Raw genomic sequence first — 25408 nt, 5'->3', positions numbered from 1 at the left:
CGAACGTTGGTATTCAGCAGTCTGATTTTCCTGTTTCAATTTTTGCCCGCCGTGCTGCTCGTTTATTATGTGTCGCCCAAGAAGCTGAGAAATGCTGTTCTGTTCGCAGCGAGCCTCATCTTTTATGCATGGGGCGAACCCGTATATATCATCATCATGATTTTTTCAACGGTATTTGATTATATCAACGGGCTTGTGATCGACAAGTACAGTCACCGCAAGCCGATCGCCAGAGCAGTGTTGTTCGGTTCCATCTGTGGCAGTCTGGCGATTCTCGGTTTCTTCAAATATGCTGGGTTTGTCGTTTCGAATGTGAATGATCTATTCGGTCTGCATATACAGGTGGCTGATCTGCCACTACCCGTCGGTATTTCCTTTTATACGTTCCAAACGATGTCCTATGTAGTGGATGTATACCTAGGAAAAGTGCCAGCACAACGAAATTTCGTCGCTTTCGGCACTTATGTCACGATGTTTCCCCAACTGGTTGCAGGTCCGATCGTCAAATATGGAGATATCGCGGAGCAACTGGTCTTTCGTAAAGTGACGCTGGAGCGATTCGGAGAAGGAGCGGAATGGTTCATCCGGGGATTGGCCAAAAAAGTGCTGCTAGCCAACAATATCGGACTGCTATGGACCAACGTGAAGTCGACGCCGATGGAGGACTTGACTGTCCTTTCCGCGTGGCTCGGCATCCTGGCGTTTACGTTTCAAATTTATTTCGATTTCAGCGGGTATTCGGATATGGCACGCGGACTCGGCAAAATGTTCGGTTTCGAATTCCCAGAAAACTTCAAGCATCCGTATATTTCACGAAGCGTTACAGAATTTTGGCGCAGATGGCATATTTCCCTCGGTTCCTGGTTCCGGGAGTATGTCTATATTCCGCTCGGCGGCAACCGGATGGGCTTGGTCAAGCAGTTCCGTAACCTCTTGATCGTATGGTTCTTAACTGGTCTATGGCATGGGGCGAGCTGGAACTTTATCGTATGGGGCTTGTATTTCGGCTGTTTCGTTGCGTTTGAGAAGCTGTTTTTGCTGAAATGGCTGAAGCATTGGCCGAACTGGGCAGGACATCTCTACACGCTGCTGATTGTCGTTGTCGGGTGGGTTCTTTTTGAATTCGAACATTTGCCTTCCGCGTGGATATTCATCCGTGCGATGTTTGGTTTCGGGGCACACGAATGGGTGGATCGCCAGGCGCTCTACGACCTGACGACGTATGGGGGATTGCTCGTTCTGTTGGCCTTGTGCTCGACACCGCTGCCCCGGAAAGTATTGGAGCAGATGAAAGCGCGATGGAATTCGGTAGGCATGATCGCTGCTATGGCATTTTCTATCATCAGTTTGGTTTTGTCGTCCGCTTATTTGGTCTTTGAGGATTACAATCCATTCTTATATTTTCGGTTTTGAGGGGAGGGAGCGGTTTGACCGGATATGACAAACGGACGCGAACCGTGACGGGCTTGTTGTTTTTGCTGTTTATCCTCATGGTGGCCGTATTGAACATACTGACACCTGATCAGGCATTCTCGGAATCGGAAAACAGGGTGCTCGAGAGGAGACCACCTTTTTCAATGCGATCACTGTTGGCGGGGAAATTCACTTCTGATTACGAGACCTATATCACCGATCAATTTACTTACCGGGACGTTTGGATCGGGCTAAAAACGGATGCGGATCGTGTTATGGGCAAAAAGGACAGCAACGGTGTTTATCTAGGCAAGGATGGGTACCTGATTCAATATTTCTCAACGCCGCTGGACGCAGAGGTGAAAGACAGAGTTCAGGCCATTCATTCGATTCACCAGACAACGCCCGACCTTCGCAAGTACTTCATGCTGGTACCGACCCCAGCAGCGTTGCTTCGGGATAAACTGCCCGCCTACGCACCAATTGGCGATGAACATGCTGCTCTGAATCGAGTTCGGCAATCGCTTCCACCTGATATTCGCTTCGTTGATGTCTATCCCGCGCTGTATGCAGGACGCAAAGATGCCATTTTTTATAAAACGGATCATCATTGGACGAGCAAAGGCGCTTATTATGCATACCGGGTGTTGTGCAAGCAGATGGGGATTGTTCCAAAAGACGAAGCTGCGTTCAACATCCGGCAGGTGACGGATTCATTCTACGGATCGCTCTATTCGAAGAGCGGCTTCCGTCATCTGCAGCCTGATCGTATCAATCTTTATCTGCCAAAAGAGGAAAGCAAAAAGAAGGTGGAGTACGTGGACGAAGGCCGTACCGCGGATTCCATGTACCAGATGGACAATTTGGCCAAAAAGGATAAGTATGCGGTATTCCTGAACGGCAACCATGCACTGGTCCGAATCACAACCGACCATCCGGACAGGAAGAAGCTGCTGGTAGTGAAAGATTCGTACGCCAATAGCCTGATTCCCTTTTTAGCCGAACACTTCGCAGAGATTGATGTCGTTGACCTTCGATATTATGAGGGATCCGTAACAAAGCTCATACAAGATCGGCAGTTTCACGACATGCTATTCCTTTATAATGTCAAAACGTTTTTTGAAGACACCTCTATTCTGAACATCATGGAGTGAATGTAATGAAGCGATTTTTGTCTGTACTGCTTATGTTTGCTATCGGAATGGGAACGTTGGCCGGATGCTCCAATGACGGCGTGACTTCCGAAGAACTTTCGGCTGCAGAAGTGGGAGAAAGAATTCAACAAACGGTAAGTTTTCAGGATATGAAGCAAGGGGATCTGGAGAAACTGCAAAAGTTGTATCAGATCGAGGCAGGAAAAGTGGAGGATTTCATCCTATACACGGCTTCCTCCAATGTGAAAGCGGATGAACTGGCTGTTATCAAAGTCAAAGATGCGAGCGATACCGAAAATGTAAAAGTGAACATACAACAACGGATCGAGGCACAGTCAATCAAATTGAAAGACTATCGCCCAGAGGAGTATTTTCTCATCGAAAAGCATGTTTTGAAGACGAAAGGGCAGTTTGTTTTATTCGCGGTGTCGAAAGAGGTTGATCAAATAGAGTCTGTGTTTGACGAAGCTCTGAAGTAAAAACATGACCGTTTGACATGGGATGCAAATGAGTGTAGCTACACAGAGACCCAAGTAGGGAGAGCGCGACAAGTAAAAGCAACTCTTAACTATAAAAGGACCTACCCTGATTCTAACAGGGTGGGTCCTTTTTCTGACAAACGAATGGAAGTCCTTGATAATCCAACGTTTTCATACGGACTCATTTATCTTACTCGGATAAACACCAAAACATTATCCCTTGATAACACACGTTGGAACCCGTTATTCAAAAGACAACGTGCAGCTGGACCCACACGTCTACCAATCATTAAAAATTGGTTGCATGGTGCGGCACTTCCAATGATGCTAACGTCGCGAATAATTCGCCTCCGTACGCCATTCACTCTGATTCGTCTGAATAGGATCACTACTACGTCAGTCATATTAATCACCTCGCTTCTCTCTGCATGGTATAGAACATGCAATTGGGGGAAGCTTGGCAACTGATACGAGCCTTTAGGAAATGAAAATGTGCTAATTGATACGGCAATTTACAAGAAAGCGTTATTCAAAATTCAGAATAACCAAGAAATTTTAATAGTATTTATAGAGAGTACGGAGGGTGTAATGAGAGTATTATTATCCATTATTACGATGGGCAAAACGAAAAGAAAGGGTATCAATAGCACCTGATTTAACACATCGGTAATTGTAGAAAGAGTAGCATCAGATTAGAGAGGAAAACGCTTTTGAATATTATGCATCTAAGCCTAATTTTTCCACGAGGAAATCTCCATTTTCTAGCGTAATTACGTTCTTCTCTTTTGTGAAATCCCACCATTTTGCTGGGCAAATTTTATTAGGCTGGCACACGCACTCGGCTTACAAAGGTTGGTTTTCCAATTTACAGACCAGGAAAATGAGATTAAAACATATGCTGTTTTGGTTCCTGCTGGATAGATTGTGAATTTAATGCTATCGCGGCTAGGTGTTTGGTCAATAACACAATGGAATAAAGAACCATCAACTACAATCTTTTTTACTTCCTTTGTGAACAGCTTAATAGAGTATTCCCACTCATAATCATTTAGTCTACCATTTGAGATATTTTACCATGGACCATGCTTCGGGAATATGCTCCGAAGTTAGTTAACACAACACTTGTTTTGATTAATAGGAAAATAAAAAGACACTCCTTGATTAATTAAGGAGTGTCCATGAAGTCCAATATTAATGTTGAGACTATACTTGGGCATTTTGTTTTAACAAGGATCGCCTATTTAGAGGATGGTCACACATATATGGGAGGGGGGCAACAATAACCGCAGCCATCCTCCCAGCAACAGGGGAAACAACGTCTAGCACGTGATTGATATTGCCCATATGATTCATCTGGTTGATATCGCACCAATTGACCTTTTACTTTCTTGAATTTCTTAGAATTAGACTTCTTTTTTTTCATGGGGTATTTCCTCCTTTATAACGATCTAAGATAAGGTATTAACAAAATTTACCTTTCGACTGGACGAGTGTTCGCAAGTGTCAAAAATGGGCGAAAATAAACAACGATAGGAAGGACACCAGTCGTGATGTATTGGCAATAGTTTATAAGGTCTTGAAAAGTCAGTAGTTTAACAAATTGGGTAATGAGAAAGGACCGGAATAGCTCATCCGGTCCTAAACTTCAGGGATGGTTATCATCGTGATCAGGCGGTTCAGGATTACAAATATAGCCACATACGGTCGACCAGACATCATTGCACATGTCATAGCACTCCTTGGACCCACCTGACAGTGAGCAATTCGTTAAACATTGTGCCCACTCATTTTCGCATCTGTTGCACCTAGGATCCGACATAATTGACCACCCCCAAACGTTACAACCAATACGGCGATGATGAATCGTTTGATGTACTAGCGCGAAGAACGAAAGCGGAAGAATGATCGGTGGATTCGATTTCTGTCCGTCGTGCAATGAACTGCGGCAAAATGATCGATCAGAAGCACGAACGACGACCAGCAAAAATGATTGCAGATATAGCATTTTGGAGGGATGAGGAATGAATTTACAGGCACTTTTCGAAAAACAACAACAGCTTGACGTTAACTTGACATTCAATCAAACAGAGGTGAACGCACGCATGGTTCAACCTGGCAAGCCTATTCTTCTTCTCAATTTTTATGTTTTAATGAAAAAAGAAATTGCAGTCGAGTAGCTATGGAAGAGGGATAACATGAAGCGTCTAACGATCGGCTTGTTTGCCCATGTCGATGCGGGCAAGACTACTTTCGCCGAACAGTTGCTATACCATACGAACAGTATCCGGTCGCGGGGCCGGGTGGATCATCAAGATGCCTTTTTGGACAGCCACGATATCGAGAGGAAAAGAGGCATTACCGTGTTCGCCGATCAGGCGGTTATGCACCATAAGGGCGACGTTTATTATTTGATCGACACGCCTGGACACGTCGATTTTTCTTCCGAGATGGAGCGGGCGATCGGGGTAATGGATTACGCTATCGTGATTGTCAGTGCGGTAGAAGGGGTTCAGGGTCATACCGAGACAGTCTGGCAGTTGTTGCGCAAACATCGGATACCGACATTTTTCTTCATCAATAAAACAGATCGAATAGGCGCGGATGCCAGCAGGACGGAAGACGAGATACGTAGTCAGTTGACCAGGGATGTTTGTTGCATCAGAGACAACTTCGCCAACGGTATTGTCAGTGGAGCGCTACGAGAAATGATGACAGAGCGGAACGACTCACTGCTGGAAGCATTTTTAGAGGAAAGGGACGATCAAGAATTCTGGCTGGATGCCTTGCAGGAAATGATACGAGAAGGGCATCTTTTCCCTTGTACCTACGGCTCGGCACTACAGGATGATGGCGTGGTAGAGTTCCTGAATCAACTGTCCTTGTTGACGTCTGCGTCTTATGACGAGACGGCTCCGTTCGGGGGGCGCATTTATAAAATTCGACACGCAGCAAACGGGTTGAGGCTAACGTTCGTCAAAGCGCTAAGCGGCAAGCTGAAGGTACGGGAGCTGCTTAGCTATGAAAGCGGTGGACTTCGATACGAAGAGAAGATTACACAAATCTTACTGTTTAATGGTAGGAAATCACACTCGGTTGAACAAGTAGCTGCCGGCGATTTGTTCGCGGTCGTCGGCTTGTCCGAGGCCGAAGCTGGACAAGGGGTGGGGCTGTACTCAGACAAGTTTGCTTATGAGACTGAGCCGACACTACAGTCGAAAGTACAGTTTGACGGTTCGCTTCACGTGCAGCAAGTGCTCGGTGCATTTCGCATTCTGAATGCGGAGGACCCGTCTCTGAATGTGGTTTGGGGAGAGAGTTTGCAAGAGATTCACATTCGCGTCATGGGTCTGATCCAATTAGAAGTGCTGGAGCAGGTTGTGAAGGAACGCTTCGGTTTCGTTGTCTCTTTCGGCCAACCAGAAATCTTGTATAAAGAAACGATACAGTCTGCTGTGACGGGATATGGACACTTCGAGCCGCTCAGGCATTACGCGGAAGTGCACCTGCTGCTTGAACCGGGTGAGCGAGGCAGCGGGATCCACTTCACTAGCGTTTGTCATCCTGATGAACTAAATTTTAACTACCAGAATCTAGTTCGGTCTCATCTCTACGAGCGGGAGCATCATGGGCTATTGACAGGCATGCCAGTCACCGACATGAAAATTACGCTCCTAAGAGGCCGTGCGCACAACGAACATACGAATGGGGGCGACTTTCGTGAGGCCACCTTCCGCGCGCTGCGGCAGGGGCTGGAGAAAGGGGAGAATTTGCTGTTAGAACCCTATTATGACATCAAAATAAAGGTGGGAATGAACGAGATGGGGAGGGTACTTTCGGATATTCAGCGCGCCTCAGGTTCGTTCGAGCCACCGCAGATGTCGGATACGCATGCAGTCATTTCGGGAAGGGTGCCCGTAGCAACATTCATGAATTACAGCACCGAATTCGCTTCTTTCACGCATGGACGAGGCAGCATCCGCTGTGTATTTGGCGGATACGATCGCTGCCATAACGCGGAGGAAGTGATTGAAAGGAAAAGCTATGAAAAGGATGCAGATCCGCTTTATACATCCTCCTCGATCTTTTGCGCCAAGGGGGCAGGCTACTCGGTGCCGTGGGACGAGGCAGAAGCCAAGATGCATCTGCTCTAAGCAGAACCGAACAATGCTGTATCAAGAGTTTCAAGGGTTATTTTCAATGCAGAGGGGCGAGCCTGATTAGGCTTCGCCCTATTTACATTGGATGCGAGAATAAATCTCACGCAATCCCTCTATATCCACAACTATAATGGCACTACGCTCAGATAGCTCAATCAAGCCTTGCTGTCGCCATTTCTGCAAAGTCTTGTTCACCGTAATGCGAGACGTATCAATATAGCGTGCAAAAGACTTCTGATCGATAGGGATATGATTATTTCCGTGCACAGCTATCAGTTTGAGCAAATAATTAGCCATCGCAAGCTCAATCGGACTGTCAGTGAACGCGATGATTTCAGCCAGGAGACGGAGCTTATAGATTTGTGAATTGGTGAAGATTACTGCTGACTGTGGGTGGTCTTGGCATACGCGCGATAAGACCTCGTCGGAGAAAAAGTAAATGACGGAAGGAGAAGTAGTTATGGCTGATGTCAGGTATGAGCCGTTATAGGCGCCGTGCTCCCCGAACAACCCACCTGTGGGAATGTAATCGATAGACCGCTCATGCCCGTTCTCAGATAAGAGAGTGATCTTTACGCTCCCTTTGTCTAAATAATAAAATCCAGTTCCCACATCGCCTTGATGGTAGATAGTTGTATGTTTTCCCATTTCGATCTTCTTGCCATACATGAGGTACGGGGTCCACTGATAGCGGAGACAGACCATTGTGACCACCTTTCACATGGATAGGCTTACACTGTGCGAGCAGTGTGTGCCGTGAGTTGTGGAGGCTTCAGCATATCTGGGCGTTTGACGACAAAGGATCGGTTTTTGATTTCAATGATGCCATGTTCCTTCCATGCCTTCAGGATCTTATAGACAGTGATACGGGTGAGGCCAGCACATTCAGCAAGCTCTTGTTGCGTGAGGGGAACCTCGTGGTTTTTAAAGTCTTCGCAAATGTTGAGTAGAAGACGAGCGATTTGTTCTTCTGAAGTCAGTGCCTTCATGTTGATGGCGGTTAGAAGGATCCGCATTTTTTGATTGATTGTTTGGGTGAAAAGAGACAAGAGTTCAGGGCGTACCTTCAGCATTTCGAGGAATTGCAAACAGGAGAAATGGTAGACGACTGCATTCTTTACAGCAATAGCCGTGGTGAAATGAGGTTGTTGATCCATCGTTTGAAGTCCCATGATTTGACCAGGGACTACGATGTTCACTAGGCGATCTTTCCCCTTGAAGGTAGAGGTCACAATCTTGACTAATCCCTTATGAAGATAATAAAAACCTTCTCCCATCGTCCCTTGCTTATAGATAGCTGTTTTTCCTTTCACAAATTGACGGGTGCCGTATTCTAAAAGGGTTTCCCATTTCAAATCAGTTTCAAAAGGGGATACCATCATCACCGCTCCTTTCCTCATCAATGATCTTGCCTCTTCCAATCACCCGCCCAAGATTAAGTCTTAATTTTCTGAACTTACTACTCTTGATTATATGAAAATAAAAAGCTCCTTACCAATATTTCAGCGTGAAAATGACGTGCATTCGAAAGAAAAACTGAATGGATGTTAATTCGTTTACATATCCTCAGTGGCCCATGAATCGGATGAGCGGCATTATATATTTTTCAGCCGTGATGTTAAGCGGGATACATTTTTCAGAAAAGACAGACATTATAATGTGGTTTAAGAAAAAAAACGAGTCAACCAACCAAAAACAACAGGGAGGAATTGTGGTGGGAATCCGTACAGGTGACCAATACATTCGGGGCTTGAGATCGCGGCAACCGGAGATTTGGCTGCAAGGCAGAAAGGTGACTAATGTATGTGAGGAAGCTGTTTTTCGACAGCCGATTCATGAAATAGCCAAACTGTATGACATGCAGCATGACGAGAAGTACCAGGAGAAGATTACGCATATTTGTCAGGAGACCGGCGAGCGTGTGAACAACGCCTTTCTCGTTGCAAAGACCCCTGAGGAATTGCAGGCGAAACGAGCCTTGTACGAAGCTTATGCGGAAGCCACTTTTGGCTTGATGGGAAGAACGCCGGATTTTCTCAATGTCGTCTTGACGTCGCTATACAGCAATGCGTCCTTCTTGGAAAGGTACAATCCGCAGTGGGCAGAAAACGCGAAAAATTATTACAAGTATGTACGCGACCAAGACCTGTTTTTAACGCATGCGATTATCAATCCACAAAATGACCGCAGCAAGTCCTCGCACGAACAAAACGATGTGTACACCCATTTGGGGGCAGTAGAGGAGACGCCGGAAGGGCTGATTGTCAAAGGAGCGAAAATGCTCGCGACACTGGCGCCTATCACGGATGAAGTCATCATTTATTCGTTCCCTGGGTTCAAGCCAGGAGATGAGCGTTACGCCTTGGCATTTGCCATTCCGATTAACACGCCGGGCTTGCGCATCATTTGTAGAGAGCCCATGCAGGATGGAATTCGTTCCGTTTATGACCATCCTTTGGCATCGCGCTTCGAAGAAATGGATGCTCTTCTTGTCTTTCATGACGTACTCGTACCTTGGGAGCGCTTATTCCTGTACAACAATGTAGAAGCAGCCAACCTGCTTTATCCAAAGACAGGCATCGGACAGCAGCCGGCGCACCAGACAGGGGTGAGAGGACTGTTGAAGCTCCAATTTGCCACGGAGGTTGCCATGCGGCTGGCAGACTCCATCGGGGTAGACATCTATCCGAATGTCCAAAACAATCTCGGGGAGCTAGCGCAATCGCTGGAATCGGTCAGAGCGCTCCTAAGGACAGCTGAGCTGGATTACGAGACCTTGCCGTCGGGCGAGCTCATGCCGGGCTACGTACAGCTCGAAACCATTCGCGGACTGCTTCCGAAGCTGTACCCGCGGGCGATCGAAGTCATTCAAATTATTGGAGCAGGCGGATTGCTCATGTCCCCGACTGACAGTGATATGGAGCATCCCGAGTTGGTGGCGGATATGGAAAAGTTTTATGCCGGACGGGAGGGTATCTCCGGTACAGAGCGGGTTCGCCTGTTTAAGCTCGCTTGGGACCTGTGCGGCGAAGCCTTCGGACAGCGTTTGCTGCAATACGAGCGGTACTATACCGGTGATCCGGTGCGCAAATTAGCGATTTTTTACAACAATTATAAGAGGTCTCATGCATGCACGATGGTGGATGACGCGCTCAGCGTTTTTGCTGCCAAATCGGCATCGCAGACGGAGCAGATTCTTTAAACAAGTAAAAACAGGGAGGGAATAGAGCATGCGTACATTGGCACCTATCCATTTGTGGAAGTTTATCGAGGATCACATCGATCAGCTCAAGCCACCGGTGAATAACAAGGTAATTTGGAAAGATGCAGAACTAATGGTCATGGTAGTGGGAGGGCCGAATAAGCGGCGGGATTTTCACATCGATCCATCTGAGGAAGTCTTTTACCAGCTCAAGGGTGATTGCTTCGTAGAGATCATCAATCAGGATGGGAAGCGTGAAATCATTACGGTCAGAGAAGGTGAAATGTTCCTTCTTCCTGCGAATGTCCCGCATTCCCCGCACCGGATCGCGGATACGATCGGCCTCGTGATTGAGCGCAACAGAGCTGAGGGAGAACTGGAGGACTTTGCTTGGTTCTGCGAAAACTGCGACCACGAAATGTACCGCGTACGGATTCAACTGACCAACATAGAGGTGCAGGTAAAAGAGGCGATCGAAGGATTCAACAGCAATCTGGAGCTGCGGACATGCCAAAAATGCGGGCACATCATGTCTCCGGAAGCGAGTGAGTGGAAATGCGAGTAGACTTCCATACCCACATTATTCCAGAGGATCTTCCCAACCTGGCTGAACGCTTTCATGGAGAACGCTGGCCAGTTCTGCACCGCACTTGCACATGCGGGGCAAATATCATGGTCGGGGGAAAAGTATTTCGCGAAGTGACGGATCAGGTGTGGGATCCCCAAAAACGGATTCATGACATGCAGCAAGAAGGCGTGGATATGCAGGTATTGTCACCCATTCCGGTCACGTTTTCCTACTGGGCACCGGCGGCCGAAGCGGAAGTGATGGCGCGGATTCAAAACGATTTTATCGCAGAGACGGTCAACCAACATCCGAATCATTTCATCGGATTGGGTACAGTTCCATTGCAAGACACCGAGGCAGCCATTCGGGAAATGGATCGCTGCGTGCACGAGCTCGGCCTGAGGGGGATCGAAATCGGTACCAACGTAAATGGCAACAATCTCGACGACCCGGGACTGCTTCCTTTTTTTAATATGTGTCAGACATGGGATGTGCCACTCTTCGTACATCCATGGGAGACGCTGGGCAGAGAACGTATGCCGCGGCACAACCTGATGTACACCGTCGGGATGCCAAGCGAGACAGCGCTTGCCGCAGCAAGTCTTATCTTGGGAGGCGTGATCGAGAAATTTCCGCGCCTGAAAATCTGCTTTGCCCATGGCGGCGGCTCTTTTCCTTATATTCTACCCAGGCTGGACCAAGGCTGGAAGGTATGGCCACATCTGCGTCTGACCGATCAACCGCCTAGTGTGTACGCGAAACAATTCTACTTTGATTCCTTGACGTACGACCCACTGAACATCCAATACATGATAAAGCGCTTTGGCGAAAATAAAATCATGATGGGATCGGATTATCCCTTCCTGCTTCGTGAAACACCTCCCGGGGAAGTCATCAATCATACTTTGGAGCTGACTGACGGACAGAAGCGGGCGTTGCTGGGTGAAAACGCGCTTCACTTCCTGAACATAAAGGAGATGAACGGACTGTGAAGCATCAGACTGAAACGCCGGAACAACGTCTACAGGCTATGGGCCTAGCCCTGCCCGAACCGAGACAGCCGGCCGGTAATTATGTCGGTTGTGTCCAAACGGGCAATCTCTTGTTCCTGGCAGGCCAAGGGACAAACGAATATCGAGGGAAGCTGGGACAGAATGTCACGATAGAGGAAGGCTACCTGGCTGCCAGGCAGTGTATGCTCAATCTGCTGGCTATTGCCAAACATGAGCTAGGCGAACTGGGGAGAGTCAAACGAGTGGTCAAAATACTCGGATTCGTTAACAGCGATCCAGCTTTCACGGATCAGCCTAAAGTCATGAATGGGGCATCCGATTTGTTGGTGGAGGTATTTGGAGAGAAAGGCAGGCACGGGCGGTCCGCTGTAGGGATGGCACAGCTCCCGCTAAATAACGCCGTAGAAGTAGAGATGATCTTGGAAATCGAGAATTAGGAGGATTCCCATGAGTCAGACTACCAAGGAAAACCAGGTACGAAAAGACGCTAAGCTATTCATAGATGGAGATTACGTGGACGCTCTTTCCGGTGAAACCTTCGATACGATCAACCCAGCGACAAATCTCAAGCTGGCTTCTGTGGCCAATGCAAGTGAGCAGGATGTAAAAAGGGCGATCGACGTGGCGCAGCGTACGTTTGAGTCAGGCGTTTGGAGTGAGATGTCTGTAGATGAGCGCGCCAAGATTCTCTGCAAAATGGCTGACCTGGTGATGGAGCGTGTGGACGAACTCGCTTTGGTGGAGACGCTCGATGTCGGCAAACCGATCAAAGAGAGTCGGGGCTTCGATATTCCGAGGGCGGCGGCCAATTTGCGCTTTTTTGCCGAAATGGCTAAGTACATGGTCCATGAGCATTATGAAATGCGCCATTTTATGTCCTACGCCAAATATGCTCCGGCAGGTGTGACCAGTCTAATTATTCCATGGAATTTGCCCTTCATGCAGATGACCTGGAAAGCATCGGCGGCTTTAGCGGCGGGAAATACCGTCGTTATAAAGCCAGCCTCGTACACGCCTCTCTCGGCGGTGATGCTCGGAGAGATTGCCAATGAAGCAGGTCTACCTCCTGGCGTGCTCAACATCATCACTGGTCCGGGCGGGACTGTCGGGACGGCGATGACGACGCATCCCCATGTGCGCAGGATATCTTTTGTGGGAGAATCTAACACCGGCAAGACCGTCATGCAGAATGCCGCTTCGCATCTGATTCCAGTATCGCTCGAATTGGGAGGCAAATCAGCCAATATCGTGTTTGAAGATGCCGATCTTGATGAGGTGGTAAAAGGATCGATTGAGGCGATATTCCGCAACCAAGGCGAGATTTGTCTGGCAGGATCGCGTTTGTTGGTACAAGAAAGCATTTATGATCAGTTTCTGGACAAATTTGTGGCGGCTGTTCAAAGGATCAAGGTGGGAAATCCTCTGGAACCAGAGACGGATATGGGAGCGTTGGTGTCCCGTAGTCACTTAGAGACGGTGGAGCACTACATCCAGATCGGACTGGAAGAAGGAGCCAAGCTCGGTTACGGCGCAAAACGGATCAGTGGGCTGGGTGACGGCAATTTCCTAGAGCCAACCGTTCTCTATGATGTAGACAACAAAATGAGGGTGGCGCAGGAAGAGATTTTCGGTCCGGTCAGCGTGATCATTCCATTTCGTACAGAAGAGGACGCTATTCGGATCGCCAATGATTCGGCTTACGGTCTGGCAGGAGTGGTTTGGACCAACGACCTGAGGCGCGCGCATCGCGTGGCGGATCGAGTGAAGTCAGGTCTTTTATGGATCAATTGCTGGTATGTGCGTGACTTGCGAACTCCGTTTGGCGGTGCCAAGGACAGCGGGATTGGCCGCGAAGGCGGGCGTCACAGCTTCGAATTCTACTCCGAGGTCAAGACGGTCACAATGAAATTATAGCGAGAAGGTCAGAATCAGGGAGGGAGCCGTGTGGACATAGAAAAGATCACACGATACGCCGATCATTTAGCGGCGGCGAGTCGTGAAGGGGTGGGAGTAGCGCCACTCACTTTACTGGATCCGCAAATCAGCGAGATAGAGGCATACCACGTTCAATTGATGACGATTGAACGAAAAGTGAAAGAAGGCGCGAGGATTACAGGGAAGAAAATTGGCCTAACCTCTCGTGCCATGCAGACACTGCTTGGCGTAGAACAGCCAGATTATGGACACCTATTGGACGACATGGTCGTGGAAAACAACGGAGAACTGCCTTTCGAGCATGTCCTTCAGCCAAAAGTAGAAGCAGAAATTGCCTTCCTGCTGAAACGCGATCTGGAAGGGCCACATGTAACCATCTATGACGTCTTGATGGCAACGGAATATGTTGTGCCTGCTTTGGAAATCGTGGACAGCCGTATAGCCAACTGGCAAATCAAACTAGAAGACACCATTGCGGACAATGCATCCTCGGGCTTCTATGTGCTGGGTGGCCATCCCGTGAAACCGCAAGATCTGGATCTTCCTCTGGTAGGAATGGCGTTTTATAAAAATCAGGAGCTGGTCAATACCGGTGTTGGTGCCACCGCATTAGGCAATCCCGCATCTTGTGTAGCGTGGTTAGCGAATAAGCTGTACGAATTAGGGATTACACTCAAAGCAGGAGAAATCATCTTGTCCGGTGCGTTATCGGCAGCGGTTGAAGCTAAGCCTGGCGATGTATTTCACACACGGATTGCTGGACTTGGTTCAGTAGGAGTCAGGTTTGGCAAGTAAAATACATGAAAGGAGTGCATGTATGAAGAAAGTAAAAGTAGCAATACTGGGCTCGGGTAACATCGGGACAGACCTGATGACCAAGCTTGGAAGGTCGCCAGTTCTTGAACTGACGTCCATGATTGGAATCGATCCTGATTCGGATGGTCTGCGTAGAGCAAAGGCAGCTGGATTCTACGTATTTGACGGCGGATTAAAACCGTTTTTGGAAAGCGGTGCGGAGCTTGCGGATATCGTCTTTGATGCTACTTCAGCCCATGCACATATTCGGCATGCCACGGCGCTCAGGGAGGCAGGAAAGTTCGCCATCGATCTGACGCCTGCTGCTGTGGGGCCCTATGTAGTACCTTCTGTGAATCTCGGTGCACATTTGAATGAAAAGAACATCAATCTGATCACATGCGGCGGCCAGGCTACTATTCCGATCATTCATGCGATAGGGAGTGTGAGTCCGGTCAGTTACGCAGAGATCGTGGCCACTATTTCCAGTAAAAGCGCGGGTCCTGGCACACGTTCCAACATCGACGAATTTACGGAGACGACTGCACATGGTATCGAAGCGATTGGCGGAGCGAAGAAAGGCAAGGCGATCATCATCCTGAATCCGGCGGAGCCGCCGATCCTGATGAGAGATACGGTCTATGCAGTAGTGGAGGAAGGTGCGGACCGACAGGCGATCGTGAAGGCTATCCACCAGAACGTTGCCTATATTCAAGCATACGTTCCTGGTTACCGACTGCGTTCAGAACCGATCTTTGATGAAAACAAAATCACCGTTTTTTTGGAAGTGGAAGGCGCGGGCGACTACCTCCCTACTTATTCAGGCAATCTGGATATCATGACGGCGACAGCAGTGAAGGTATCAGAGGAATATGCCAAGCATGCTGTCGGCATCAGCACGGGTATATAGCCACGAATGAAAGGAGGAACCGCATATGAGTCGTGATATTGTGATCACCGAGGTAGCACTTCGAGATGGAAGCCATGCGATCAATCACCAGTTTACTGTTGAGCAAGTAACCGCGGTGGCGCGCGCATTAGATGAAGCGAACGTACCGTATATTGAAGTCTCCCATGGAGATGGATTGGCCGGATCGTCCCTGCAGTACGGGCTGTCCAGGACCCCTGAACTGGAGCTGATCGAGGCTGCCGTTGCCGTTTGTAAACAAGCGAAAGTGGGCGTGCTCTTGCTGCCGGGAATCGGCACGGTCAAAGAGTTGAAGACAGCTGCAGGGCTAGGGGTAGGCATGGCACGTATCGCCACACATGCGACCGAGGCGGACGTATCCGCTCAGCATATTTATCGGGCTAAAGAGCTTGGCTTGACGACAGTTGGCTTTTTGATGATGTCGCATATGGCTGCTCCGGAAAAACTGGCGGAGCAAGCTAGACTCATGCAAAGCTATGGAGCCGATGTCGTGTATATCGTCGATTCTGCTGGCGCTCTGCTACCTGATCAAGCAGGGGAACGAGTCCGGGCGTTGAAGCAATGCCTGCATATTCCTGTTGGCTTCCATGCACACAATAATTTGTCTTTAGCCATGGCCAATACGCTCGTCGCCATTCAAGAGGGTGCCACCTGGATTGACGGCAGTGTTCGGTGCTTGGGTGCAGGTGCGGGCAATACACAAACCGAGGTTCTCCTTGCTGTAATGGATCGAATGGGCATTCAGACGGGCGTCGATCTGTACAAAATGATGGATCTGGCAGAAGAAATCGTGTCACCGATTCTTCAAGTACCACAGGAAATTACCAGAGACGCTCTGGTTCTCGGATACGCGGGTGTCTATTCCAGCTTCCGGCTTCATGCCGAGCGTGCAGCCAGGAAATTCGGCATCGACTCCCGGGATATTTTGATCGAGCTGGGAAGACGAAAGGCCGTGGGGGGACAAGAAGACATGATCGTGGATGTCGCAGCGGAAATCGCCCAACTAAACAGCTCTACCAAAATCAGATAAGGGGTGATCAGCGTGCAATCGGAACTATTGTACAAAAGGTTGGCTCAGAAACTGGTGGATGCGGAGTTGAATAAGGAGGTGGTCGTGAAACTGACGGCTGAATACCCCGAGCTGACAGTGGAAGATGGATATCGTATTCAAAATGAGCTGGTCTCCCTCAAGCTTGAGCAGGGACATCGAATCTTTGCCTCTAAAATGGGTTTGACCAGTCAGGTAAAAATGAAGCAGATGAATGTGCACGAACCGATTCGGGGCTACATTTTTGACTATATGAATATCGAGGACGGCATTCTGCCGATCAATGAATTGATTCATCCCAAGGTGGAAGCGGAAATCGCCTTTGTTTTGAGTGAGGATTTGGAAGGACCAGGCATCACGGAGGCTCATGTCCTGGCATCCACTGACTATGTGGTTCCCGCACTGGAGATTATCGATAGCAGGTATGCGCAGTTCCAGTTTGCCTTGCCGGATGTCATTGCCGACAATACTTCGTCTTCCCGTGTGTTTATCGGATCGACGTGGAGAAAGCCTGATGAACTTGAACTCGATTTGGTAGGTGTTACTCTTTCGATCAATGGCGAGCTCAAAGACTTGGGGGCTGGTGCGGCAGTTCTCGGTCATCCAGCCCACGCGGTCGCGATGCTGGCGAACATGCTTGCTCGCGAAGGGCGCAAGCTGCACAAGGGAGATTTGATTTTGTCCGGGGGCATTACCGGTTCCCACCAGCTACGGGAAGGGGATGTCGTAATCGCCAAATGGGGTGGCCTTGGAAACATTGAGTTTGTGGTAAAAACGGGATAGGCAGTAAAGGCGAAAAGCCGAGAAGAATGCAGGGAGTTATCCCGTATTCACTCGGCTTCTTTTTACGTCCCAATCAGGAGTTACTTTCAAATAGATGGAAGTATATTAGGAGGATTACATTTGGAATCGTTTCAATTCAAGAAAATATATAACCAAGCATTTTCATTAACAGAGGCACGGGTTATAACAGAAATCCATCAAAGAAATGGCTGTACGGCAACTGAAGTTAGAGAAAAACTAAGGATCGACCGAGGCTATATTTCTTTTGGACTGTAAATATACTTGTTGCTGCTCGTCATCTATACAAAAAATACAACTTTACATTATCAGATGAAAAACCAAATGAAGAATGGACTGGAACCATGATAATAGAAGAACGTTGCGACTTAGATCTGTCCGAAGAAATGCAAATATCCTAAATAGGGTTTGCCTTTATGTAAGGAGAGTGAGGAAATGAAGCGGAGGAAGACAGATGAAAGCTATTCAAATGTCAAATTTTGGTGGACCTGAGGTCTTGAAATGCACTGAAGTAGACGAACCTATCCCAGCTACTTTGAGTTCTATTCGGGTCAGCTCAAATTGAATTGACAGGGATTTGTCGCAAGTGATGCTCCATATGGGATAGATAATCGCTAACGAGCCATTGAAACGTTACGGTATTGCCATTCGGTAGTTTACACATACAGGAGTATTTCTCTTCAGGAGTGGTAGAAATAACTCGAATGATTGACTTGTTCAAATAAATCCAAAACTGGACAATGTCCACAGTCGATGCAAGTTGGTAATTTTGCAATCGCACCCATCGGTCCTGATCATATTTTTGAACTGAAAAAGGCTCTTCCACTATCTGTAAATTGATGAATCGGAATAGATTATTGACAGCAGAATCGCACAAATGACCTAGTATTTCCTTTGAAGACCACTTATTTGGAGCGGGACGAGTCGATAATGACGTTTCAGGCAAAGCCTTAAGTTGCTGTGGTACCACAGCGATTATCTGTGATAAACGAGAAAGCAAATCATTCATAAATTCCACCTCCGTCATAATTACAAACGATTGTAACACAATTCACTTTTGTCAAATAGTTCAATTTTTCGATGCATACCATCGTTTTTTTTGAACATGTAACGCTATACAAGTTTTGTAGTCAATACGAAATAAGTAACCATTCACGAAATAGTGTAACGGGAGTCTTACTGCGTATGTGTACGGGACACCGGAGAAAAACAAAGAGGAGGAAGGAAGATGCTTGTTTGTTCACCGCATGAGTAGTTTGATGCACATGTAAATGACCCAATGGGTGGGGATAGCTGAATAGTTACATTCGAGATGGGAACACTGATGGCATGGTTCGAACACCAAATAATGGTTGGGTAGTCTTTGCAGATTTCCAACGAGGTGAGCTGAGGCGATGAGTGGAACGACCGTGAGTATGATACTAAGAGGGAGCAGGGGCTTCTCAGTCACTGCAAATAAGGGTACTTTCCTCATTTCAAGTACCGTAATTGGGGTGGGTGTACTGATTCTTCTGCGTGTTGTCGCCAACACTTCTCAACAATCTTATCTACATGTACGCTATTGCTAACGGTATCGAAGGGGAGAGTGTAATGGGCAGTAAATGGATGTCTTTTGACGTCGGATCATTTACGGGTACAATGATAGCCATTCTATTTTCAGGAACTCTAGCGCTTATTTTTTCCAGGTCGTTGCTACAATGGATCATTGGCCGGTTCACGAAGCGGCTCATGAATGAACGGTATCCCGAAAACATTTGGGAAATGGTAACGGCTTTGACTCGCCTACCACCAAGAATTGTGATTGAGAATAGCTTGCGAGCTTCAGAAGGGGCAGTTATTGAAAGACCGTTTGGGAGTCCGCGTAAATTTCTTACTTACGACGGACTTATCTTTTCACCGGCACAACTGGCCACGTTAGTCACGCCTGAAGATGTAGATGTAGATATGCGGATTACCATCGGACCTCAGGCAAAAAAACCTTTGTCGCTCGAAATACCCATTATGGCAGGAGGAATGGGATATGGGATTGGTGTTTCAGAGAAAGCAAAGATAGCGATTGCAAAAGGAACCGCTGCGGTCGGCACTTTAACAAATACGGGTGAAGGGGGATTTTTACCCGAAGAGAGACAAAACGCCAAACATTTGATTATTCAATACCACAGCGGCACGTGGTCAAAAGAGCCAGAAATTCTCAAACAGGCCGATGCGATCGAAATTCATATCGGGCAAGGAGCTACTGCTGGTGCGGCGAGTTTTATCCCTTCGGAGTACGTTCAGGGAAGAGCGAGAAAAATCTTGAAAGTGGAGAATGATGATTATGTCGTCATTCCTTCCAGACATAAGGATATCAATAAACCACAAGATCTTCGCAAAGTAGTTGATCATCTGCGCGCCCTTACTGATGGAATCCCCATTGGAGTTAAAATATGTGCAAGCGCAAAGATTGAAGCCGATTTGGAAGTCGCCATTTTTGCAGGGGTTGATTTTGTAAGCATCGATGGCGGACAGGCAGGATCTAAGAGCGGACCTCCCATCCTGGAAGACGATTTTGGAATTCCCACCATTTATGCCGTTTCACGTGCCGTACGTTACTTGCAAAAACGCGGGGTGAAGGAAAGAATTACCTTGTTAAGCGGAGGAGGATACTTCACGCCATCTGATTGCTTGAAAGCATTTGCGTTGGGTGTTGATGGTGTCTATATGGGGACGGCACTCTTGTGGGCGATGACGCATGATCAGGTAACAAAAGCAGTTCCTTGGGAACCTCCTACTCAACTTGTTTTTTATCCAGGAAGTTTAACGGCTCAATTTGATGAGCAAGAAGCAGCAAAGTATTTAGAGAACTTCCTTACGTCGTTTGTGGAAGAAATGAAGGTCGCGATTCTTGCATTGGGAAAAACATCTGTTCATCAAGTTGGCGTTGATGATCTTGCAGCCCTTGATGAATTGACGAGCAAGGTAACAAAAGTTCCTCTTGCCTATGAACCGTATATCCCGACAAAAGAGTTTATGGAATCGCTATTGGTTCCGAGCGAGGATGACAGTGATCGATCGATGCCTGATCCCTCCGAACAGAGTAATGAAAACAAGAAGAAGCAGTTTTTCTCAAAACATAAAAAACGCTTGAAAACATCTCAGACCAGATCAGATTCAACGTAGTTGGGAGGATTTGTTATCCAAAAATTAATACGTAAAGAAGCGCCTCTCTGACAAAACAAGTAGGTGATGACGGAAACACCTGATATTTGCCAATTCTCCTGATTCCATTCGCCATCTGATCCCGAATTGTTGGAAATCGATACGTTTGAAGTTCAGAGGTGGTTGGTATCATTCCGTTTCGCATGAGCGGAATTCGGATCGGAGGTCTTTATCCAATTACTAATAAGGAAAAGTAGAGTGGAGGATTATCAACGCAAGCGAGACATGTTAAATCAATATAAGTAACTTGAAGAATAAGGTGTGGAAGATTTAGTTGACAATTCAGTTTTATCATTTTATTGACTTATGAGCAGCTTTCGATAAGAGGGTTCTAATTCAGTTCATGAAATGGCTCTTTTATGAACTGAAATCAAAAATCCACCAAATAAATGTAAACCAACTCATCGGATAGTCAGGTAGGCATGTTTTCCCTGATAAGCGACCAGTTATTCATTATTATCCACGATATTATGATCAACTATGCCTATAATATGACTTTGCTTTGATCGTTCGTGATGATCATAAAATGATATCAGAAACAATTCACGATAATCTAGTTATTCGTAGCGTATTCATGATCATCCGATGATTAGCATGCTGTGAACTGTATCAACTAATGCCATTCAACTACAAAATCCCATTACATTTACACCTAGCCGATTTCTGCTCTTTTTATCAGTTTACATAATATATATTATCGGACTCAATACGAAATGCATAATTTCTGAAAGGGGTACTCACCTGTTTTTATAAACTACGTGTCACAAACTCATTCGTACATGGATCTAATTGAAAGATGATGCCAGATAAATAGCTTTTTCCCATCTATTGATGCCATATGACATACATGTAATGTATTACCGAAACTTGCTCTCATAAAAACCTAACTCGTAATAAGGAGCTTTTCCAGTATGTTTATCAGCTTCACAATAAGACATTAACAGCAGCAAGCAAACTGCTGATCATCTAACAAGACCACTCAGTCGTTTATCATCTATCTACATAAATCAAATAAAATTCATCAGAATAAAAAAATTCATTTAAATTAAAAAACACTATTTACATTTATTGTAAATTCAATTATAGTATAATCAAGATCACTATAACTAAAAACGCCCGGAGGTCCCCAAATGACCAAAGTAATCCCAAAATCGAAAACGATCACCACTTCACCGATAAAAAGATCGTACGAAAATACCTTGAATAACCTGGCGCAATACCTCGAACGAAATAAGAAAAAATAACCAATAAAAAGAGTGCCACCGGAGGCACTCTACTTTGGCGTCTATAAGCTTTTCTTCTCTCTTCCTTCCCTGTTTCCCCCAACTTCTATTCTTCAGCCGTTCCCATCCAATCCAACAAGTAAAAATCTGTTACCAAACGTACGATTTGTCCCTCGGCATCATAACCGATATAGCTCGCGTAGCTGCCGTCTCCCCATCCTGTTGAAAACATGGCAACATTACAGCCTTCCCCTATATCGATCAGACCCCAACTACGCGTGTGTTTATACGTTTGGTCCATTTTCTTCGTCAACGTCTCATAAAACATCTCGTCCTTCTCCATTTCTCGTTCCAAGAGTGCGCAAGCTTCTACATCCATGAACGAGCCTGTCCCCGCATCCACACCGTAGCCAAAAAATTCACCTTCACCAAGCTGTGACACATCTGACTCCGGCCAAACAGCCATTTTCCAAGATACGACAGGTTTCTCTGAGAAGACAATCCGCGCTAATGCTACCCGTTCATCTGGCTCCAGAGAGTCATCCGTTTGCTCTTCTTTTGACAGGGATTGAACTTGCGCGATAGCGAGCTGTACGGAGAAGCTTCCCTTTGGGAAAACTTCCACAAACGGTTCCGTCTCAAACATGACAAACGGATCATTCGCCACGATTTTTCCTGTATTCACCTGAAGCTTGCCTATATCTTGGCGGAACAACCGATATAAATAGCCATCCTGCTCTATCGTATACCCTTCGTCAAATGCCGTTTCAAAAAAGGCAGGGCAATTATGTTTCATGATTCCATCCCCTTTTTCTATCCTCTACATAAAATCCCACTGACGATAGTTTGCCAGTGGGATGTCGTCTGCATGCTAATTTACTTGATCAGAGCTGCGTCCAGCGCCACTTCAATCATTTCATTGAAAGTCGTTTGGCGCTCATCAGCGGAAGTTTCTTCACCGGTTAGAATGTGATCACTCACAGTGAGGATAGACAATGCGTTGCGCTTGTATTTTGCAGCCAATGTGTACAGCGCGGAAGATTCCATTTCAATGCCAAGCACTTGATAGGATGCCAATTTTTTGTACAAATCCAAGCTTTCGCGATAGAAGCTGTCGCTCGTAAAGATATTCCCTACTTTGACAGGCAGATTGCGCTCAGTCGCTACTTGATATGCTTTGTGCAGCAAATCAAAGTTAGCAGTAGGAGCAAAATCAATCTGGTTGAACAGGAGACGATTCGTTTGGGATTCGGAGGATGCGCTCATCGCGATAATCACGTCACGAACTTTGATGTCTTCCTGGATCGCGCCGCAAGTGCCTACGCGGATCAGGTTTTGAACACCATAAGATTCCATGAGCTCATTGACGTAGATCGAGATAGAAGGAACTCCCATGCCCGTTCCTTGTACAGAAACTCGCTTACCTTTGTATGTACCTGTGAAGCCGAGCATGCCACGCACATTGTTGTAGCACTCTGCTCCTTCGAGGAAAGTTTCAGCAATGTATTTGGCCCGTAGCGGATCGCCCGGCAGTAGGATGGTTTCAGCAATTTGACCTTGCTTTGCTCCAATATGAATACTCATAATCTGTTTGCCCCTTTATCAAGAAAAAATGATCTACTTGCCTATCGTACTACAAAAACCGAACAATGCAAAGTCAAGAGATCAAATGATTCCAGCGGCTATGATTGCACGTTTGCGCGAGACTTTTGAAAATAACGAATAAGCGATACCAGCAGATGGCATCGCCTCGTCAACGGTTTCATTCATTTAAGGGACATCACGTAATCCATTGCTTCCAGATGATCTCCCAGGATCGTCTGGTTAACGCTTGGTTTATTCTTTCTTTGTGTCGCTCTTTTTCTCGTAAGCTTTGCTGATGCAATGGAATGAGATGGCACGACTCGCAATTGATTGTGTAGAGCAATGGCGTGCGCAACGGCTGGTACGACCAAATGTTGAACGCCGATGATAGAGGCAGCTTGTCGCGTCATGGCAAAAGGTAAATCGTACATCGAGGAAGTTCCGAGTTCATATCGTGAAACCAAGGTATTGAGAAATGTCTTCGCTAGCAAAACGGTATCCGGTTCCATAGATGGTTGTCGAAGTGGCGTCATGCACTTTCTCAAGGCGATGTCTGCTCCGCGGTAACACGTTCTAACAAAGGACTGCATGTCATTTGCTGCTACCACGTGATCTGCATCGAGAAACAACCACACATCTCCTGTGGCCTCCTTGGCACCAATTACTCTCCATACATCTTCCCCTAAAGGAAACGGGTACACAAACGCTGTGAGTGGACAAGAGGAATTCGTAAGTATCTTTTTCACCGATTGATCCGGGCAGCCATCCACAACGAGTACGATTTCCATGGGCCTGAGCTTCTGAATTTGTTTGAGTACTTTTTTGATCGTCCGCTCGTGGTGAACAGAGAGGATGACACTTAATCGATTTAAATTCTGGCATTTTTCTTGGCCATTAATGTGTTCTTCTCTGCGATTTTTTGTGGGATCTCGCATATTTCGCTTTGCGTTTGCCACCCCATCCACCGCCCTCCTTTACACGCGATTCCAGATGAAAGACCGAGCGCAAATGTAGAACACCTGGTGAATGCACCAAGTCGCGGTGTCGTTGTCCATCTTGATCTGCGTGTCGCAGCTTCGTTCCACCCGTTAGTAACAGGATTGCCTTCGCATGCTCCCGATAAATCGTACGGATGTCTTTTTTCACGATATCACGAGTGGCTGTTGGTTGTTTTTCCGAGGCAAACGGGGCAATTGTTGTTATTTTGAGCCCCAAGACTGACGCTTGAACCAAGGCAACTGCCGGATTGCATAAAGTCCTGGAACCAATTGCCTCCAGAGCATTTCGGCTCAAGGCAAATGGAATATTTTCAAAGGAAGCGGAGCCCATTCTTTTTTGACCAAGAAGATGGTTCAACAAGCAATAGGCACTTCTTGGTGAACGTTTACCTCTTCTGGATACCGAGCGGTCCGAGCATGTCGTGATAATGACATCCGATCCCTTTTTGACCAATGTGACATATTTTTTCAAGTATAAAAGAGGCATCGCGAGGCGTTCGTCGATAAAGAGGACAACGTCTCCTCTCGCGTGAGCAGACCCGATCGCTCTTGCCTCATGGCTGTCTACATCCAAACCGATTGAAATGACTTGTGCCCCCCATACATTGGACATCATAGCTTCTTGGGAGCTCACTCCGTTGCATACGACGATTACTTCCGTGTGTGGATTTATTCTTTTGACAACAGAGAGCAGTTTTTTCATATTCCTGGCGTTGTCACTTATTGGGATGATGACGGACACGGCAGGGTGATCATAGATTCGGTTGTCCATCTCGCTCCCCCTCACCAGATAATAAATGATTACTCTAATGTACGCTCGTTTTCCACGATTGGACACGGCATCTATCCCTCACAACTCAACAAGAGATGACCTGCTTGGAACACTCGCTTTCACCTTCGTTTCGCAAAAAA

The 25408-nt window shown here is 46.9% G+C and carries 23 protein-coding genes; 16 read left to right on the top strand and 7 right to left on the bottom strand.

Annotation, left to right across the window (positions count from 1 at the left end):
• Nucleotides 1–6: 6 nt before the first annotated feature.
• From ACM6JA_RS02460 to ACM6JA_RS02440, 5 genes are all read left to right on the top strand, one after another.
• Entirely contained in the window at nt 7–1413 is a 1407-nt protein-coding gene (locus tag ACM6JA_RS02460; RefSeq protein ID WP_414851026.1) for an MBOAT family O-acyltransferase, read from the top strand.
• A 14-nt stretch (nt 1414–1427) separates the two neighbouring features.
• Nucleotides 1428–2567, top strand: a complete 1140-nt coding sequence (locus ACM6JA_RS02455) for a DHHW family protein (protein ID WP_414851025.1) — start codon at nt 1428–1430, stop codon at nt 2565–2567.
• Between the two features lie 5 nt (nt 2568–2572).
• On the top strand, nt 2573–3046 hold the full coding sequence (locus tag ACM6JA_RS02450) for a DUF4358 domain-containing protein (RefSeq protein WP_414851024.1): 474 nt from the start codon (nt 2573–2575) through the stop codon (nt 3044–3046).
• Nucleotides 3047–5067: 2021 nt separating this feature from the next.
• The gene (locus tag ACM6JA_RS02445; RefSeq protein ID WP_414851023.1) at nt 5068–5223 is read left to right on the top strand and encodes a hypothetical protein; all 156 of its coding nucleotides are present in this window, start codon (nt 5068–5070) and stop codon (nt 5221–5223) included.
• Between the two features lie 18 nt (nt 5224–5241).
• Entirely contained in the window at nt 5242–7197 is a 1956-nt protein-coding gene (locus ACM6JA_RS02440) for a GTP-binding protein (protein WP_414851022.1), read from the top strand.
• Nucleotides 7198–7275: 78 nt separating this feature from the next.
• Here the strand turns inward: ACM6JA_RS02440 and ACM6JA_RS02435 are convergent, their stop codons facing one another.
• Both ACM6JA_RS02435 and ACM6JA_RS02430 read right to left on the bottom strand, forming a co-directional pair.
• Nucleotides 7276–7908, bottom strand: a complete 633-nt coding sequence (locus ACM6JA_RS02435) for a Crp/Fnr family transcriptional regulator (RefSeq protein WP_414851021.1) — start codon at nt 7906–7908, stop codon at nt 7276–7278.
• 26 nt (nt 7909–7934) lie between these two features.
• Nucleotides 7935–8582 (bottom strand): Crp/Fnr family transcriptional regulator, encoded by a 648-nt coding sequence (locus tag ACM6JA_RS02430; RefSeq protein ID WP_414851041.1) that lies wholly within the window; start codon nt 8580–8582, stop codon nt 7935–7937.
• Between the two features lie 335 nt (nt 8583–8917).
• Here ACM6JA_RS02430 and ACM6JA_RS02425 point away from each other — a divergent pair, with 335 nt between their 5' ends.
• The 10 genes from ACM6JA_RS02425 (at nt 8918) to ACM6JA_RS02380 (ending at nt 17751) form a co-directional block, all read left to right on the top strand.
• Nucleotides 8918–10405: a 4-hydroxyphenylacetate 3-hydroxylase family protein gene (locus ACM6JA_RS02425; RefSeq protein ID WP_414851020.1), complete on the top strand. Its 1488-nt coding sequence runs from the start codon at nt 8918–8920 to the stop codon at nt 10403–10405.
• A 28-nt stretch (nt 10406–10433) separates the two neighbouring features.
• Complete coding sequence (locus tag ACM6JA_RS02420; protein ID WP_414851019.1) at nt 10434–10970, top strand: 3-hydroxyanthranilate 3,4-dioxygenase; 537 nt, start codon at nt 10434–10436, stop codon at nt 10968–10970.
• Nucleotides 10961–11965, top strand: coding sequence for an amidohydrolase family protein (locus tag ACM6JA_RS02415; protein WP_414851040.1), 1005 nt, complete (start codon nt 10961–10963; stop codon nt 11963–11965). The genes ACM6JA_RS02420 and ACM6JA_RS02415 overlap by 10 nt, the downstream gene beginning before the upstream one ends.
• Nucleotides 11962–12423, top strand: a complete 462-nt coding sequence (locus ACM6JA_RS02410; protein WP_414851018.1) for a RidA family protein — start codon at nt 11962–11964, stop codon at nt 12421–12423. The genes ACM6JA_RS02415 and ACM6JA_RS02410 overlap by 4 nt, the downstream gene beginning before the upstream one ends.
• Before the next feature lie 10 nt (nt 12424–12433).
• Entirely contained in the window at nt 12434–13900 is a 1467-nt protein-coding gene (locus tag ACM6JA_RS02405; protein ID WP_414851017.1) for an aldehyde dehydrogenase, read from the top strand.
• Nucleotides 13901–13930: 30 nt separating this feature from the next.
• Nucleotides 13931–14716 (top strand): 2-keto-4-pentenoate hydratase, encoded by a 786-nt coding sequence (locus tag ACM6JA_RS02400; protein ID WP_414851016.1) that lies wholly within the window; start codon nt 13931–13933, stop codon nt 14714–14716.
• Between the two features lie 22 nt (nt 14717–14738).
• The gene (locus ACM6JA_RS02395) at nt 14739–15626 is read left to right on the top strand and encodes an acetaldehyde dehydrogenase (acetylating) (protein ID WP_414851015.1); all 888 of its coding nucleotides are present in this window, start codon (nt 14739–14741) and stop codon (nt 15624–15626) included.
• 25 nt (nt 15627–15651) lie between these two features.
• Nucleotides 15652–16674: a 4-hydroxy-2-oxovalerate aldolase gene (dmpG, locus tag ACM6JA_RS02390; protein WP_414851014.1), complete on the top strand. Its 1023-nt coding sequence runs from the start codon at nt 15652–15654 to the stop codon at nt 16672–16674.
• A 12-nt stretch (nt 16675–16686) separates the two neighbouring features.
• The gene (locus ACM6JA_RS02385) at nt 16687–17475 is read left to right on the top strand and encodes a 2-keto-4-pentenoate hydratase (RefSeq protein WP_414851013.1); all 789 of its coding nucleotides are present in this window, start codon (nt 16687–16689) and stop codon (nt 17473–17475) included.
• 120 nt (nt 17476–17595) lie between these two features.
• Nucleotides 17596–17751: a hypothetical protein gene (locus ACM6JA_RS02380; protein ID WP_414851012.1), complete on the top strand. Its 156-nt coding sequence runs from the start codon at nt 17596–17598 to the stop codon at nt 17749–17751.
• A 298-nt stretch (nt 17752–18049) separates the two neighbouring features.
• Here the strand turns inward: ACM6JA_RS02380 and ACM6JA_RS02375 are convergent, their stop codons facing one another.
• Nucleotides 18050–18502 carry a DinB family protein gene (locus ACM6JA_RS02375; protein ID WP_414851011.1) on the bottom strand — a complete coding sequence of 151 codons (453 nt, stop codon included), beginning with the start codon at nt 18500–18502 and terminating at the stop codon, nt 18050–18052.
• Between the two features lie 581 nt (nt 18503–19083).
• On the opposite strand from ACM6JA_RS02375, the gene ACM6JA_RS02370 reads away from it, so the two are divergent.
• Nucleotides 19084–20652: an FMN-binding glutamate synthase family protein gene (locus tag ACM6JA_RS02370; RefSeq protein ID WP_414851010.1), complete on the top strand. Its 1569-nt coding sequence runs from the start codon at nt 19084–19086 to the stop codon at nt 20650–20652.
• 1368 nt (nt 20653–22020) lie between these two features.
• Here ACM6JA_RS02370 and ACM6JA_RS02365 read toward each other — a convergent pair.
• The 4 genes from ACM6JA_RS02365 to ACM6JA_RS02350 form a co-directional block, all read right to left on the bottom strand.
• Nucleotides 22021–22710: a DUF4241 domain-containing protein gene (locus ACM6JA_RS02365; protein WP_414851009.1), complete on the bottom strand. Its 690-nt coding sequence runs from the start codon at nt 22708–22710 to the stop codon at nt 22021–22023.
• A gap of 80 nt (nt 22711–22790) precedes the next feature.
• Complete coding sequence (gene deoD, locus ACM6JA_RS02360; protein WP_007729218.1) at nt 22791–23498, bottom strand: purine-nucleoside phosphorylase; 708 nt, start codon at nt 23496–23498, stop codon at nt 22791–22793.
• A gap of 182 nt (nt 23499–23680) precedes the next feature.
• On the bottom strand, nt 23681–24433 hold the full coding sequence (locus ACM6JA_RS02355; protein WP_414851008.1) for a glycosyltransferase: 753 nt from the start codon (nt 24431–24433) through the stop codon (nt 23681–23683).
• Nucleotides 24393–25268: a glycosyltransferase gene (locus ACM6JA_RS02350; RefSeq protein ID WP_414851007.1), complete on the bottom strand. Its 876-nt coding sequence runs from the start codon at nt 25266–25268 to the stop codon at nt 24393–24395. Before ACM6JA_RS02350 ends, ACM6JA_RS02355 begins: the two co-directional genes overlap by 41 nt.
• Nucleotides 25269–25408 lie beyond the last annotated feature (140 nt).

It is taken from the genome of Brevibacillus sp. IT-7CA2 (genome assembly GCF_949767855.1).
Lineage (GTDB): Bacteria > Bacillota > Bacilli > Brevibacillales > Brevibacillaceae > Brevibacillus.
The sequence above is the reverse complement of the archived record's forward strand: the minus strand, read 5'-3'. Positions and strand labels throughout refer to the sequence as shown.